This window comes from Gracilibacillus oryzae (assembly GCF_009498735.1).
GTDB classification, from domain to species: Bacteria; Bacillota; Bacilli; order Bacillales; family Amphibacillaceae; genus Gracilibacillus; species Gracilibacillus oryzae.
Genome location: NZ_ML762444.1, coordinates 28,058 through 43,819, shown reverse-complemented (window position 1 = coordinate 43,819; position 15,762 = coordinate 28,058). Strand labels below are relative to the sequence as shown.

Here is a 15,762-nt window from a genome sequence, read left to right as displayed (position 1 = left end):
CTTTCGCTATGTAAAAAAAATAGAATCCTGTATTAAAATAGTTCGGTATATTTAGAAAAAATCCTGCAACAATAGGAAAAGAAAACGGGAAATGTTACATGTATTTCCAATACATCTTTCCTCAGAGTGGTAAATATCTATTATAGAGGATGTTCAACGCACTAATAAATCCACTGATTAAAGGCTCTTTATTCATAAAAAAAGCAGCGGGGAATTATTCACACCGCTGATTGCTTTTTTTAATTTTCGATGATCGCACCAATGAATCCTTTGAATAATTCCTGTGGTCTTGTCGGTCTTGATTTAAATTCCGGGTGGAACTGTGAGGCAACAAACCAAGGGTGATCTGCAACTTCAATAATTTCGACCAATTTTCCATCAGGACTAGTTCCAGAGAAAAGGAATCCTTTTTCTTCCATCTGCTCACGATATTGATTATTAAATTCAAAACGGTGACGGTGACGCTCATAGACAACATCTTCGTTACCATAAACTTCTTTTGTTTTTGTGTTATCTTTCAAACGGCAAGGATATAAACCAAGTCGTAATGTACCGCCAAGATCAGAGATATCTTTCTGTTCTGGCAATAAATCAATAATCGGATGTTCTGTTTGCGGATTAATTTCTGCAGAGTGTGCCCCTTCTAATCCTAGAACATTTCGTGCAAATTCCACTGTTGCTAACTGCATACCAAGACAAATTCCAAGGAACGGAATTTTGTTCTCTCTAGCATAACGGATTGCTTCGATTTTCCCTTCAATCCCGCGATCACCAAATCCGCCAGGCACTAAGATACCATCAACATCTGTTAATTCTGCAATAACATTTTCCTCGGATAATTGCTCTGCGTTGATCCATTTCACATCAATATCTGCATCATGTGCAAATCCTGCATGCTTTAATGCTTCTACTACAGAAATATAAGCATCTGGAAGTTCCACATATTTCCCTACTAAGCCGATCGTTACTTTTTTCGATAAATTTAATACACGCTCAACTAATTCATTCCATTCTGTCATATCTGCTTGTCCGCAATCTAATCCGAAATGATCACATGTTAACTGATCCAGTTTCTGTTCCTGCATTGCCAGTGGAACATGGTAAAGTGTATCAGCATCTCCTGATTCAATTACCGCTCGTTCATCAATATCACAGAATAAGGCAATCTTCTCTTTCATTTCCTGGCTGATGCTATGTTCTGTTCTTAAGACAATCACATCAGGCTGAATACCTAATGAACGTAATTCTTTTACACTGTGCTGTGTCGGCTTTGTTTTGAGCTCGCCTGCAGCCTGAATATATGGCACCAATGTACAATGAATGTACATAACATTCTCACGGCCGATGTCACTTTTAATTTGTCTGATTGCTTCAATAAACGGAAGGGATTCGATATCTCCTACAGTTCCCCCGATTTCTGTGATAACAATATCAGCATTTGTCTGTTTACCAGCCTGAAATACTTTATCTTTAATTTCATTAGTAATATGCGGGATAACTTGTACCGTTCCGCCTAAATAATCTCCGCGGCGTTCTTTTCGAATAACGGTTGAATAAATTTTCCCTGTTGTTATGTTGCTGTATTTGTTTAAATTAATATCAATGAAGCGCTCATAGTGGCCAAGGTCTAAGTCCGTTTCCGCACCATCATCTGTTACAAAAACTTCCCCATGCTGATATGGGCTCATTGTACCAGGGTCAACATTGATGTATGGATCAAATTTTTGAATCGTTACTTTTAATCCTCTATTTTTTAATAAACGGCCCAAAGATGCTGCTGTAATCCCCTTCCCAATTGAAGATACAACACCACCGGTTACAAAGATGTATTTAGTCACAATTATCCCTCTTTCTTTTTTAGTAGCTATTTTATATAGTGAGCTTCCTATGAAAAAAACATACAAAGCATGAAAGGCTGTTATTGTAATGAATGCTGTAAAAATAAACGTTCCTATTTTTATTAGCAAAATAAAAAAGCGCTCCCCGTAGCAGGGGAACGCTATATTATCCAATCAATTATGGAGCCCAAGTAAAATTGTACTCAGATCGGCATAGAAAGTCAAGTATGATTTCCCGTTATTTTTCTTCGTCTTCTTCTAAATCCTCGTCTTCGAACTCTTCGTCTTCAAATTCATCATCATCATCATCCGAATCCGCTAAATCATCATCCGTATCATCGTCATCAAAGTCGAAATCTTCCTCGTCATCATCAACTTCTTCAATATCCAGATCTTCATCATCAAAATCTTCGATGTCTTCATCTACTAAGTCATCGTCTTCATCCAATGTATCATCTATCTCAAGATCTTCCTCAACAGCTGCTTTCTTCGTTGCTTTTTTCTTTTTCTTCTTCTTCGGAGCTGTTGTAATATCTTCATCAATTTCCTCAACAGGATACCAGCGTTTTAATCCCCAAAGGTTGGAACCTTTTGTCATAAAACGTCCGTCAATATTCAAGTCAGTATAGAACTGAACAAGCATGGCATCTTTTTGATCCTCATTAATTCCTTTTAATGCTGTAACACGATCAAAAACTTCGCGAAAATCCATTGGTTTATTTTCATCTACCAGTATCATTGCAGCAATATCGATCATCGCCATTTCTTCTAATTGTTCCTGGGATAAATCCTTTACTCTCACGACTTAGCACTCCTTTATCGTAAAATCTATGTCAACTAAACATATGTAAGCCTCCGTACTACCATAACATTATATGGTTTCACAACACGAAATGCAACAAGAAAAGCGAAGCGGACCGTTTTGCCCCGACAAGCATAAGCAAAACCATGTCGTGTCGGTCTCTGACACAGAATGGTTAGGCTTATGACCTCGAGGGGCAGGTCCGCTGAGCTGGATCACAAGAAAAGCGAAGCGGACCCGTTTAGAAACGTAAGCCTTGGACTGAAGCGCAGGAGATAAAGGCGACACGGCGACGCAGGAGCGATTTGCTTACACAAGGTCGCTTTCCTATCATATCTCTATTGGCTTGTCCGACTTTTGATAGGTAGAACCGCTTTTCCTATCATATCTCCACTGACTTTCCCTACTTTTGATAGGTAGAACCGCTTTTCCTATCATATCTCCACTGACTTTCCCTACTTTTGATAGGTAGAACCACTTTTCCTATCAAATCTCCCTCGGCTTGTCCTACTTTTGATAGGTAGAACCGTTTTTCCTATCAAATCCACCTAAGCTTGTCCTACTTTTGATAGGTAAAAGCATTTTTCTTATCATATCCACCAGGAGTCCTTCCCGTTTCCGATTATTGATTAATAAATGAAACCAGGCTGTTCACTTTTTCTTCTGTCAGTTCACCTGAGTTATCAAAAACGAGAATATCATCTTGCGGGATATCCCAGTTGATCGTTGGTACAAAGTCGACTCTTGTTTCGTACTGGTCCCAGTTATCGAGTTTCCATGTATCACGTACTGTTCCGCGCTCTTCTATTCTGTTACGCTGCTGTTCAATATCCTGTAATGTCACCACAACTACTTTTACATCAATCTCTGCTTTTGTTTTGCCGCTCGCTGTAATTACTTCTTCGATCCAGTCTTTATTCTTGAGCTCTGCTGTGAAAGGAGATATCATGAATACATTCTGTCCAACGCGCAAGTTTTCAATACATATATCCTTTGTTGTATCATATTCTAAGTCACGTAAGTTTTCTTTATAGAAGGAAGAGTCACGATCATTTGGATCTAAATCATTCATTTCGAGAAAGCGCTCAACAAAACGACCGCCTACCGTATCACGGTCAAGAAAAGCACACGGGATTTTTGCAGCAATTTTTTCGGCAACAGTTGTTTTCCCTGTACCTGCTACTCCGACATAAAATACTAATTTTTGCATTCTACCACCTCAAATTAACTATTATGTATTCTTTATTTATGTTAACCTATCCCCAATAAAAACGCACGAAAAAAATATTTTTTATAGAGGATGGTCCAAAGTCACCAAATGATTTGCCGACTTTTGAAAACAAACTTATAGATCCACCCCTTTTCGGGCAAATTAATCGTAAAGAAAAGAGGAATTTTATGATATATATTATCGGACTGGCAATTATCATTATTGCGCTGCTTATACTTGATTATCAGCTCGGCAGCACAATAACCAAGAATAAAAAACAAAGTAAGAAATGGATCTCAGCAACGGAAGATATTGAAGTATTTGGTGATGGTCAGCAGCTTTTCGAGCAAATGGAAAAAGATATCCGGGATGCTAAAAAATCCATTGATCTGCAGTTCTATATCATTCGCAATGATAAAATCAGCAATCATTTCTATACATTACTTGAACAGAAACAGCAAGAAGGCGTGAAAGTCCGGTTTTCCGCAGATTGGGTCGGAAGTTTTGGTTATAAACGAAAGTGGGTCAAACATCAGTTTGACTTTAAGAAAATCAATCCGCCGAAACCGCCTTTCTTCTATCATCTGCAAAAAAGAAATCATCGCAAAATCATGATTATTGATCAGGAAATTGCCTATACAGGCGGCTTCAATCTTGGCGATGAGTATCTTGGCAATGACATAAAGCTCGGGAAATGGCGTGATTATCATGTGCGAATAACGGGAGCAGCCGTAAACATATTCGATCATATTTTTTTAAAAGATTGGAATGGCAGTGGAACGGTATTGGAGAAAAAGCCTGTCGAAGGTGATCAGATCGAGATTGTGAAAACAGAGGCTGAGGTGTTAGAAGATCATATGGTTCAATTGCTTGATAGTGCAGAAGTTTCCATTGAGCTTGGTTCGCCTTATTTCATTCCAACGAAAAAGGTGCTTGATGCATTGCTTCAGGCTAGAAAACGTGGTGTAGAAGTAACCATATTAATCCCGGAAAAAGGGGATCATCTGTTAACAAAAGCTGGTGCGATGCCTTTTCTTCAGACTGTTCATCAGCATGGTGTGCAAGTCTTTTTGTACCTTGATGGTTTTTTTCATGGCAAAGTGTTGTTTATTGATCAAAAAATCTGTGATATGGGGACAAGTAATTTTGACCAGCGGAGTTTCTTATTAAATCAGGAAGTGAATCTCGTTGTCCATCAGGAGCATCCGTTATATAAAAAGATGCGCATACTGTATGATCATGATCTGTCTGAAAGTAAACCATTCACCTTGCAGTGGAAACAGAAACAGCCGCTGTGGATGAAAACACTCACGTTCGTCACCACTTTCATCCGCCCGTTTCTATAACCAAAAAAAGCCAGCGCAATTTTGCACTGGCTTTTTCCTATTACATACTTTCTGGTGCTTCTACTCCGATTAATTTCGTTCCATTCGCTAATGTGATGCGAACAGCTTCCATCAGTGCCAGTCTTGCTTTTGTTTCTTCTATATTGTCTTCATTAATCACTTTTTCTGCATTATAGAAGCTGTGCAGACTTGATGCAAGGTCAAAAAGATATTGCGGAATCCGGTGTGGCAGGCGGTTTACGGCTGCATCTGCCACTACCTGTGTAAAGTCACCAAGCTTTTTCAGCAGTTCTTCTGCTTTTTCTGACTGCAGCAGACTTGCATTATAATCAGTAAAATCAATTCCTTTTTCCTTTGCCTGCTTCAACATTGTACAAATCCGGGCATGTGCATATTGAACATAAAAGACAGGATTATCATTTGATTGTGATTTGGCTAGATCCATGTCAAAATCCAAATGTGAGTCAGCGGAACGCATAATGAAGAAATAACGCATGGCATCAATGCCCACTTCCTCCATTAATTCGCGTAATGTTACAGCTTTGCCTGTCCGTTTGCTCATTTTCACCTTTTCGCCATTTTCAAAAAGGTTGACCATTTGAATAACTTCCACTTCCAATGTGTCGGCATCATAGCCAAGTCCCTGGATTGCTGCACGCATACGCGGGATATAACCATGGTGATCTGCTCCCCATACATTAATTAACGTATTAAAACCACGATCGAGCTTGTTTTTATGATAAGCAATATCTGGTGATAAATAGGTGTAAGAGCCGTCCTGTTTAATCAACACACGGTCCTTATCGTCACCGAAGTCTGTTGAGCGGAACCATGTTGCGCCATCTTTTTCATAGATATAGCCTTTTTCGCGCAATACTTCGATGGCTGGAACGATCTTCTCTTCTTGATATAGCGAGGTTTCAGAGAACCAGTTATCAAAACGAACACGGAATTGCTCTAGATCTGTTTTTAACTTGTCCAGCTCATATTTCAACCCGTATTCACGGAAAAATGCATGCTGTTCTGTTGGTGCTTTGTTTAACAATTCTTCCCCATGTTCTGCGGCTAACTGTTTGCCGATCTCTTTAATATCCGCCCCATGATAACCATCTTCAGGCATTGGGAAATCTTTGCCTAACGCCTGGTTATAACGAGCTTCCACTGATGCTGCCAGATTATTGATCTGGTTTCCCGCATCATTGATATAATATTCCCGTGATACATTGTAGCCTGCTTTATCAAGAATATTACAGAGACTGTCACCAACAGACGCACCGCGGGCATGTCCTAAGTGAAGATCACCAGTAGGATTTGCCGACACAAACTCGACCTGAATTTTTTCCCCTTTACCTGTATCAGAAGAACCGTACGCTTCCTGCTGTTTTAAGATTGTCGGGATTAAATTGGTTAAATACTGATTATCCATGAAAAAGTTGATAAACCCAGGGCCTGCGATTTCTACACTTTTGATTACTGCCTTGGAATGGTCAAGCTTCGCGACAATATCATCCGCAATTTGGCGTGGTGCCTTTTTCGCTACACGAGCTAACTGCATGGCGATATTTGTTGCATAATCTCCATGCGCTTTTTCTTTTGGCTTCTCCAGAATAATGTCAGGAATTTCGTCCTGATTTGCCAAATCAGCATCCAGAACGGCCTGCTTGATGGCCTGCTTTAATTTTTCCTGCATCTCTTGCATGACATTCATATTAGTTACCTCCATTATGATTGTTTGTTCAATGTTATTGTAAGTCTGTGCCTTCTTGGGGTATCTCCGTTTAAACTTGTGCTGTAACTGATAAATAGTTTGCCTTGTTTCTGACCTTCAGGAGGCTGATAGATAATTTGATCAGTTGTTGTTTCCATATGTATTGTGCCGAATTCATGGCGATATACATTTTCAGTGATTTGTTTTCTGATAAACTTCTGATGCATATTCACCGCACCGGACCGTTTGACACTGATACTATCAGGTTTAATTGTAATAAATGAATGAATTTGCTCGTCATTTTCATTCGATTCACTGAATGTAAGGATGGCTGTTGTGTCTTTTTCCAGCAGCTGTCCTTTTTCTTCAATAATTGTTACATCTTTTGTACCACGATCATTTATTTCCATCGTCATTTTTAATGAGACCGGGCTTTTTATTGTCATTGATTCATCATCCTTTTTGCACAGACAGGAGACATCCTGAAGCTATTGATCGAGTGCATTTAATACTTTAAGTGGAAGTCTTGCATAAAAGTAGTCATCACGTTCCACAATAAAGCGTCTGTAAGCTGTCTGAAGCAATTGCTTATCTTCTTTAGCTGCTCCTAGATAATATTGCTGGAATGGTGTCAGTGAGCGGAATTCCTCCAGTATATCAATACAGATCTTTCGTTCACCCTTTGCTAATGCCTGGTGGGCTTGTTCTGCCTTATCTTCTGTATGAATTCCATCCGTTTTTGAAAAGTGGGATGAGATAAATGGAATCGTGTAGTTTTTCAACCCGTATATTGCGCGCTCATCGTCCATTTCGCGGGCAAGTTCGAGAGCAAAAAAGGCATGCTGGATCGCCTGCTGATAACTCTCAAATAAATAGGTTTGTGCCAGAATATTGTGAAGATCTACTTTTTTTCTTTTATTTTCTGTTGCCGAAAGCAATGTAAAGCCATATTTTCTTGCTAAGATGACTTCATTTCGTTTCCAATGATAAATCAGCAGGGATTCCGTTAATCTCGCTTCCAATAACTGCTGTAATAATGGATCCTGCAATTGATCGATACGCTGCTTCAATCTTTCATTATATGTACCAATCTTGCCATACTGGTGCATATCAAAATAGCAATAAATATGAATCAGGTCTTTTAATATAAGAAAAGCCTCATCATCTGATGACGACTCTACTTGAGTAATTTGATTAAGATAGTTTGCCGGAGTGTCCGGTTTAAGCTGTTTTTTTGGCAATGCTTTGCGGTCATACATAATTCTGTACGCAATTGCCCTGCTTTTATTCCTTATGTTAAGAGATTGCTCGTTTTTCTCAATTAATGAAAGCAGGTCACTGAAAAATCCATTATTATACAAAAATTCCATTGCCACGCGCTGATTTGCTTCACTTTTGCAATGTATGGAAAGAAGACGCATTGATTCTAATTCGTCCGGCCTTCCTTTTAACTGATAGTAGACAACATAAAGCGGCAATTCTTCCTCACTAGTCAGGAATTGCTCGACAATATGATTGCATGCCTGTTCATGATTCATCAATATTATCCCCTATTTTCTTTTTCTATTAGTGCGTGTTCAAAAAGGAAGATAAAAAGGACCGAGGAGTTCAAGGCGGCGCAGGTTTGAGCAGCGGAACGTACTTTTTCATTCATGAGCTGCGGATAACCAGGCCAACGAAGAAACGATATGTCATTTTTACCGGACTTTTTGAATAACCTCTTTTATCATATTCTATCATATTTTATGATTTATCACAGTGCTAACCGTCTGCAATAACCCCATAGCTTCAAGTAACGCAATGGAGTAATTGGGTGATAAACAGACACTACACATCCTGATACGTTTCGCTAATGATCAGTGGGGATCCGAATCCCCCACTGATCAAAGTTTCACTTTAGTGGCATATCTGCTAATGGAAAATAGGGGATCCGCTGCTTACTTCTTCACCCAGCCTAACAAGATTTCGCGCACAAATTTACTTGCAGCAATCGGTGTTTTCTCTGTCGGATCATAAACTGGCGCAACCTCGACAAGGTCTGCTCCAACTACCTTCACATCTGCGTTTGCAATTAAGTGGATCGCTTCAAGCAATTCTTTTGATGAAATGCCACCTGCTTCCGCTGTTCCTGTGCCTGGTGCATAGGCAGGGTCCAATACATCAATATCAATTGTCACATAAACAGGGCGCCCTGCTAATTTTGGCAAAACTTCTGCCAAAGGTTTAGCCACTTCATATTTTGCCATATACATGCCGCTTTCTTTCGCATATTGAAATTCTTCCCGCATACCTGAGCGAATTCCAAAAGAATAGACATTTTCTGCACCATAATTCTCACAAACTTTACGGATTGGCGTCGAGTGGGATAACTCCTCCCCTTCATATTCCAGTCGTAAGTCGGCATGGGCATCAATATGAATGACAGCCATATCCGGATATTTCTCATACATTGCTTGAAAAATCGGCCAGCTGACAAGATGCTCACCACCAAGTCCGAGCGGAAATTTATCTTTTGCAATAATCTCGCGGACATAGTCACGGATCATTGTTAAGCTGCGCTGTGCATTACCGAACGGAAGCGGAATATCACCTGCATCAAAATATTTCACTTCTTCTAAATGACGATCAAGGTATGGGCTGTATTCCTCCAGTCCAATCGATGCTTCACGGATTCTGTTCGGACCAAAACGCGAGCCCGGCCTGAAGCTGACAGTCCAGTCCATTGGCATGCCGTAGATGATTGCATCCGCATCTTCATGCGTGTCGCGGGACATGATAAACACTTTACCAGAATAAGCTTCATCAAAGCGCATCTTACTTTCCTCCCTGTTTCTTCGTCAAATCTTCTACAAATTTAGGTAAAACAAAACTAGCAAAATGGAGTGCTTTTGTATAATACTTTGTCTCCATTTCCGTAAAACGCTCTTCTTTCACTTTTAATGGATCATGAATTTTGCTTCCTAATGTAAATGTCCACAGTCCACTTGGATATGTTGGAATATTGGCAGTATACAGTCTTGTCACAGGAAAAATTTCAGCAACATCCTGAAATACCTGCTGGATTAAATCTGCTTTAAACCACGGATTGTCTGTTTGGGCGACAAAAATGCCATCATCTTTTAACGCATTAGCAATCCCTGAATAAAATCCTTTGGTAAATAAGTTAACAGCAGGTCCTACAGGCTCTGTGGAATCAACCATAATCACATCATATGCTTTCTCGCTTTCCGCAATATGCAGAAATCCGTCGGCAACCTGCACATCTACTCTTGGATCCTCTAATTTCCCTGCAATTGTTGGCAAGTATTTTTTTGAAAACTCGATTACTTTTCCATCAATATCCACTAAGACCGCTTTCTCAACAGATGGATGTTTCAAAATTTCACGAATTACCCCTCCATCGCCACCGCCAACGACAAGAACATGTTTAGGATTAGGATGGGTAAACAATGGAACATGTGCCACCATCTCATGGTAAACAAACTCATCCTTCTCTGTTGTCATTACCATATCGTCTAACAAGAGCATATTGCCCCACTCTTCTGTTTCCACCATATCAAGCTTCTGGAAATCTGTTTGTTCTGAGTGATATGTACGATTGATTTTCATTGTTATCCCAAAATTATCTGTCTGTTTTTCCGTGAACCATAAACCCATCTTTTCATCTTCTCCTATCTATATTTAAACATTGTCCATTTTATTTTATATACAGTAAACAATACTATTCTAGAGATTTTTTGTAAAAAAGCAAGTATTTCTTTTACGGATGTTTATTCTACTTATTTTTTCCCCATAATACGAAATAGAAACAAAAAAATCGGGAGGAAATCAGCATGCAAAGAAGGAGACAAAGAAAAAGGAAGAAGATAAGACGACTGATCAAATTCACTCTTTTTCTGATTTTTTTAAGTGGATCATTTGTCGTTTTCTTATTAGGTGCCAGTTTTGTACTGGGTCCTCCTTCATTAGAGCGGGAACAAAATACGATATATTACAGTGCGGGCGGCAATGTCATCGGTGAAGAATACGGCAAAGAGAAAAGATATTGGGTGCCACTTGAGGACATAGATGAAAAATTAATAGATGCAACGATTTGGACAGAAGATCAGAAATTCTATGAGCATCTCGGATTTGATTTCAAACGGATGGCTGGCGCTATTCTCAAAGATATTCAGACAATGTCATTAAAAGAGGGTGCAAGTACGATCACACAGCAATATGCCCGAAATCTCTTTCTTTCCCATGAAAAAACATGGAAGCGGAAAATCTATGAAGCATTTTACACGATCAGGCTGGAAATGTTTTATGATAAAGACGATTTGCTGGAAGGATATTTAAACACCATTTATTACGGTCATGGTGCGTACGGTATTGAAGCAGCAAGCAAATATTATTTTAATAAATCCGCTTCCGATCTATCATGGGCGGAAGCTAGTATCCTTGCAGGAATCCCAAAAGGACCGTCGATCTATTCCCCATTTCATAATCTGGAAAATGCTAAAGAAAGGCAAAGCATTATTTTAGCTAATTTACGCGATAAAGAGGTCATTGATGAACAGACATATCTTGCAGCAGTAAATGAGGAGCTTAATTTCTCTGATGACAGAATGATTGTCAAAAACAGTATTGCGCCCTATTTTCTCGATGTTGTCGAAACAGAGTTGCAAGATTTACTAGAAATAGACTTGGAAACAATAAGATCTGGCGGCTATCAGGTCTACACAACATTAAATGAGCAACAGCAGCTTGCATTGCAGACATCGACAGAGTCTACGATTACCAATAGTGAGATTCAAGTCAGCGCAATGGCAATGGAACCAGACTCTGGCGCCATCACGGCATTAATCGGCGGCCAAAACTATGAGGAATCTTCGTATAACCGTGCGGTGCAGGCAAAGCGGATGCCAGGCTCATCGTTTAAGCCGTTTCTCTATTATGCGGCACTGGAAAATGGCATGACATCGGCCACTGCCTTAATGAGTAAACCGACAACCTTTGCACTGGAAGATGGACAAAGTTATCAGCCAAGTAATTTTAACAATTATTATGCGAACGAACCAATTACCATGACACAGGCAATGGCACTGTCTGATAATATTTTTGCAGTAAAAACCAACTTATATGTAACACCAGAACGTTTTGTCAGAATTGCAAAAGAGAAGTTTCATATTGAAAGCAAACTGAAACCAGTCGCATCACTTGCCTTAGGGACAGAAGTTGTCAGTATGAAAGAAATGGTGTCATCTTACAGCATGATCGCGAACGGCGGCAAGGAAGTCGATGAGTATACCATTAATAAAGTGACAGATTCACAAGGCAATGTCCTTTATGACAGAGAAAAAGAAGCAGAAAAGGAAGAAGAAGAAAACAGCGGATTCCTGTTTTTCTCCCGGCAGAAAGATGATAATCAAGTATTGCGAGCAGACCTTACCTATATCCTGGCAGATATGATGAAAGGGATGTTCCAACAGGAATTAAACGGCTATATGAGTGTAACAGGTGCTTCCATTTCCAATCAGTTAACACACGAATATGCCGGCAAGTCCGGAACAACGAATTCGGACAGCTGGATGGTCGGCTTTTCCCCTTCCGTTACAGCAGGGGTATGGATTGGTTATGATGATAACAGGGAAATGGTCAAAACGGCCGAACATGAATTTGCCAAGAACATATGGGCAAGTTTTATGGAAAAAGCGCATGAAAACGTACCTGTCACCCATATGGTCAGGCCAGATAATATTGTCGAAGCAAATATTGATTTAAGTACAGGACTGCTTGCATCAGACAGCTGCGGAAAATCTTATCCCATGCTTTTTGTGAAAGGCACAGAGCCGGAAAAACAATGTACAGGCGACTTAGAAAATTCGGAAGAGATTATTGATGTAGAAGAAGTGAATACAGATGACCCATTTATTGAAAAATGGTGGCAATGGCTGTGGCTTGGAGAAGAAGCGCCTGAGGGTGTGGAAGAGCAATAGTTGTTTTTGAGCGGGAAGGCGTATTTTTCGGTTTCCTGCTTTTTTTGTGAGTTTGCGGGTGCTTCTTGCGACTTTGGCGATCTTCTTGCGAGCTTGCGGGGGCTTCTTGCGAGTTTGCGGGTGCTTCTTGCGAGTTTGGCGATCTTCTTGCGAGCTTGCGGGCGCTTCTTGCGACTTTGCGGGTGCTTCTTGCGACTTGGCGGGGGCTTCTTGCGACTTTGCGGGTGCTTCTTGCGACTTTGGGCGTGCTTCTTGCGACTTTGCGGGTGCTTCTTGCGACTTTGGGGGTGCTTCTTGCGAGTTTGCGTGTGCTTCTTGCGACTTTGGGTGCGCTTCTTGCGAGTTTGCGTGTGCTTCTTGCGAGTTTGGGCGTGCTTCTTGCGACTTTGGGCGCGCTTCTTGCGAGTTTCCGCTCTCTTCCGAAAAAACTGCTTTGACCAGACGGAATTTTTTATCCATGAAAAAAAGCCGGACATTCGCCCGGCCTTTTTCCAGTCCTAGCAACATAAGAGTTACCATGTGAGTTTTATTTTAATAATAAAGCGCTTTTTGTACAAGTTAAAACAATAATTGTCAGAAAATGTTCACAGAATATTCATCATTATGGGAAAATTTTCTTTAATTCATCAGATGAGTTTTCCCATAATTCCGGCTTGTATTGTTTCAGAAAATCACCCAGCAATTTCTGCGATTTTTCATCCATATGTTCTACAATAAAGTGGCCTTTCATCGACTTATCCATGTGATTGACATGTTCCGGCATTTATTTATAAGCACGCTTGATGGAACGGTCCACACGGATTTCACTTCCTGCAACTCCATAATAATACGGTCCATTTTCCCCGCGCTCCACGGTTACCCAGACAATCCAGTATAACTTTCCGTTTGGCACTTCTTCTTTGTGGGGAAGAAATTTCACGCGTCTTTCTACTTCACTTCTGGCATGCATCGCACCCATATCAACAAACGCACGATCTTCATTTGGGTCAATTATGACAGGAGAGATATTTTCTAAACTGATCGAACCTACTCCATAACCGCCGTGACCATCTGTTGAATCATCTTTCATTATGGTAAAAGGATTAGATTTCTTTTGTTTTTTTTCTTCACTCATTGGAAAAACCTCCTACTTCCTTTACGGTGTAACCATATTGTAGCATTTTGTTTTGCTAATTTCATTTTTGCAGGTACAATTAAGTGAGACTTCCATTTTCAGGGGTCTTACGTTCGATAATGAAGGGTTAAAATTATATTTCCACAAAGGAGAGATACATATGCCTTATGTTACAGTTCAAATGCTTGAAGGACGAACAGATGAACAAAGAAAAGCACTAATTGAAAAAGTGACAGACGCTGTTGTTGAAACAACAGGTGCTACACGCGAGAAAGTTGTTGTTTTTGTAGAAGATATCGACAAACGTAATTATGGTGTTGGCGGAAAAAGATTAGTTGATTAATGAAAAATGGTCAGAACAGTTATTGTCTGGCCATTTCTTCATTATTCCATTCGTGGTATAATTCTGGTAAAAGGATGTGAATGAAATGTTTCAAACCCTTTTTGCATCAATCAGCGGTTTTCGGATTGGGGATATGCTTTTTGCGTTTTTTATATTTCTGGCTTTTATTCTCAGTATAACTGAATTGATTATTACATTCCGGAGAAAGAGTAAAAGAGAGCAATTGGAACGGATCGAGAACAAACTTGATCAGGTATTAAAAGAAAAAGGACGATAGCCTTGCTTGGAAGAATCGGAGGCTGTCGTCTTTTTTTACAGTGATATAGGTGAATTCTTGTCTGGTCATACACCAGATTTCGCTGTATTTTGCGATTAACGGGAAATCGAATCTGGCTACTTTCCTGTTTTCCGCTTTATATCCCCATTAACGGGAAATTGCCTCTGCCTACTCTCCTGTTTTCCGCTTTATATCCACATTAACGGGAAATTGCCTCTGCCTACTCTCTTGTTTTCCACTTTATATCCCGATTAACGGGAAATCGACTCTCGCTACTCTCCTGATTTTCGTTTTATATCCATATTAACGGGAAATCGACTCTGGCCATCCGCTTGATTTCCGCTTTATTTTCCGATTAACGGGAAATCGACTCTCGCTACTCTCCTGATTTCCGCTTTATATTGCGATTAACAGGAAATCTCGACTGCCTACTCTCTTGTTTTCCACTTTATATCCCGATTAACGGGAAATCGACTCTCGCTACTCTCTTGTTTTCCACTTTATATTCAGTCCAGGTTGCAGACAAAAAAATTCACCATCAGACAGATTGCGTCTATTAGAAAGTTTACTAATAAAACTGCCAATCTGTCCCTGGTGAACCTTTAACAAGATTGTGCCTTAAAACAAAAACCGAGCACCATCATTACATTAATGCTTCAATTCATGAATAAAACGCCAGGCTTCCTGCATATCTTCTATTGTATAGTTTGATTTTTTCTTTACTTCCTGCACTTTTGCTTCGACTTCTTCTTTTGATAAGTCATCGAAATATAGCATTGTTGCGACTAGTTCGAGGAATCGGGAGCTTCTTTCTTTCATATTGCTCACGATTTCGTCCACTTCTGGTATTTTGACAGGGGAGTGTGTTAAGAAATCTTCCCCCTGCTCTGTTACTTGATAACGGTATTGATAATAATTGCTTTTCTTTTCTTTCACTTCTGATACAAACCCCAGATTTGTCAGTTCTTCCATCCGCAAGCTTAATTCTTCAGAATATGGACCATAGAAATGAAAGGTATACTTCTCTTCAAAAGGATAGCCTAGCTTTTTCATTATATAAATGATCTTCTGCAGCTTTTTCCGGCCAACGATTCCCGCAGATGAAGCAATCACCTTAACCAACTTTGCATGATTGTCTAACAATGA

At 39.9% G+C, this 15,762-nt stretch carries 13 protein-coding genes and 1 pseudogene; 4 read left to right on the top strand and 10 right to left on the bottom strand.

Annotated elements, in window-relative coordinates; genetic code table 11:
- Positions 1-239: 239 nt before the first annotated feature.
- The 3 genes from F9U64_RS18280 to F9U64_RS18270 all read right to left on the bottom strand — a co-directional run bounded on the left by F9U64_RS18280 (position 240) and on the right by F9U64_RS18270 (position 3,850).
- Positions 240-1,838 carry a CTP synthase gene (locus tag F9U64_RS18280; protein ID WP_153406349.1) on the bottom strand — a complete coding sequence of 533 codons (1,599 nt, stop codon included), beginning with the start codon at positions 1,836-1,838 and terminating at the stop codon, positions 240-242.
- Positions 1,839-2,076: 238 nt separating this feature from the next.
- The gene (gene rpoE / locus F9U64_RS18275; protein WP_153406348.1) at positions 2,077-2,640 is read right to left on the bottom strand and encodes a DNA-directed RNA polymerase subunit delta; all 564 of its coding nucleotides are present in this window, start codon (positions 2,638-2,640) and stop codon (positions 2,077-2,079) included.
- A gap of 622 nt (positions 2,641-3,262) precedes the next feature.
- A complete protein-coding gene (locus F9U64_RS18270; protein ID WP_153406347.1) occupies positions 3,263-3,850 on the bottom strand; it encodes a P-loop nucleotide/nucleoside kinase family protein in 588 nt (195 codons plus the stop codon).
- Between the two features lie 188 nt (positions 3,851-4,038).
- On the opposite strand from F9U64_RS18270, the gene F9U64_RS18265 reads away from it, so the two are divergent.
- Positions 4,039-5,196 (top strand): phospholipase D-like domain-containing protein, encoded by a 1,158-nt coding sequence (locus tag F9U64_RS18265; protein WP_153406346.1) that lies wholly within the window; start codon positions 4,039-4,041, stop codon positions 5,194-5,196.
- Positions 5,197-5,236: 40 nt separating this feature from the next.
- Here F9U64_RS18265 and argS read toward each other — a convergent pair whose 3' ends face one another.
- The 5 genes from argS to speE form a co-directional block, all read right to left on the bottom strand.
- A complete protein-coding gene (gene argS / locus F9U64_RS18260) occupies positions 5,237-6,904 on the bottom strand; it encodes an arginine--tRNA ligase (RefSeq protein ID WP_153406345.1) in 1,668 nt (555 codons plus the stop codon).
- Between the two features lie 14 nt (positions 6,905-6,918).
- Complete coding sequence (locus F9U64_RS18255) at positions 6,919-7,350, bottom strand: YwiB family protein (RefSeq protein WP_153406344.1); 432 nt, start codon at positions 7,348-7,350, stop codon at positions 6,919-6,921.
- Between the two features lie 42 nt (positions 7,351-7,392).
- Positions 7,393-8,442 carry an AimR family lysis-lysogeny pheromone receptor gene (locus F9U64_RS18250; protein WP_153406343.1) on the bottom strand — a complete coding sequence of 350 codons (1,050 nt, stop codon included), beginning with the start codon at positions 8,440-8,442 and terminating at the stop codon, positions 7,393-7,395.
- Between the two features lie 399 nt (positions 8,443-8,841).
- Positions 8,842-9,717, bottom strand: a complete 876-nt coding sequence (speB, locus tag F9U64_RS18245) for an agmatinase (RefSeq protein WP_153406342.1) — start codon at positions 9,715-9,717, stop codon at positions 8,842-8,844.
- A gap of 1 nt (position 9,718) precedes the next feature.
- Positions 9,719-10,561 carry a spermidine synthase gene (gene speE, locus F9U64_RS18240; protein ID WP_153406341.1) on the bottom strand — a complete coding sequence of 281 codons (843 nt, stop codon included), beginning with the start codon at positions 10,559-10,561 and terminating at the stop codon, positions 9,719-9,721.
- Positions 10,562-10,737: 176 nt separating this feature from the next.
- Here speE and F9U64_RS18235 point away from each other — a divergent pair, with 176 nt between their 5' ends.
- Positions 10,738-12,882: a transglycosylase domain-containing protein gene (locus F9U64_RS18235; protein WP_153406340.1), complete on the top strand. Its 2,145-nt coding sequence runs from the start codon at positions 10,738-10,740 to the stop codon at positions 12,880-12,882.
- Positions 12,883-13,483: 601 nt separating this feature from the next.
- On the opposite strand, the pseudogene F9U64_RS18230 reads toward F9U64_RS18235, so the two are convergent.
- Positions 13,484-13,996 (bottom strand): annotated as a pseudogene (locus tag F9U64_RS18230) (YwhD family protein).
- A 160-nt stretch (positions 13,997-14,156) separates the two neighbouring features.
- On the opposite strand from F9U64_RS18230, the gene F9U64_RS18225 reads away from it, so the two are divergent.
- Positions 14,157-14,339, top strand: coding sequence for a 2-hydroxymuconate tautomerase (locus F9U64_RS18225; protein WP_153406339.1), 183 nt, complete (start codon positions 14,157-14,159; stop codon positions 14,337-14,339).
- An 85-nt stretch (positions 14,340-14,424) separates the two neighbouring features.
- Positions 14,425-14,616, top strand: coding sequence for a DUF4083 domain-containing protein (locus F9U64_RS18220; protein WP_153406338.1), 192 nt, complete (start codon positions 14,425-14,427; stop codon positions 14,614-14,616).
- Between the two features lie 648 nt (positions 14,617-15,264).
- On the opposite strand, the gene F9U64_RS18215 is transcribed toward F9U64_RS18220, so the two are convergent.
- Positions 15,265-15,759, bottom strand: coding sequence for a YwgA family protein (locus F9U64_RS18215; protein ID WP_153406337.1), 495 nt, complete (start codon positions 15,757-15,759; stop codon positions 15,265-15,267).
- Between the last annotated feature and the right edge of the window lie 3 nt (positions 15,760-15,762).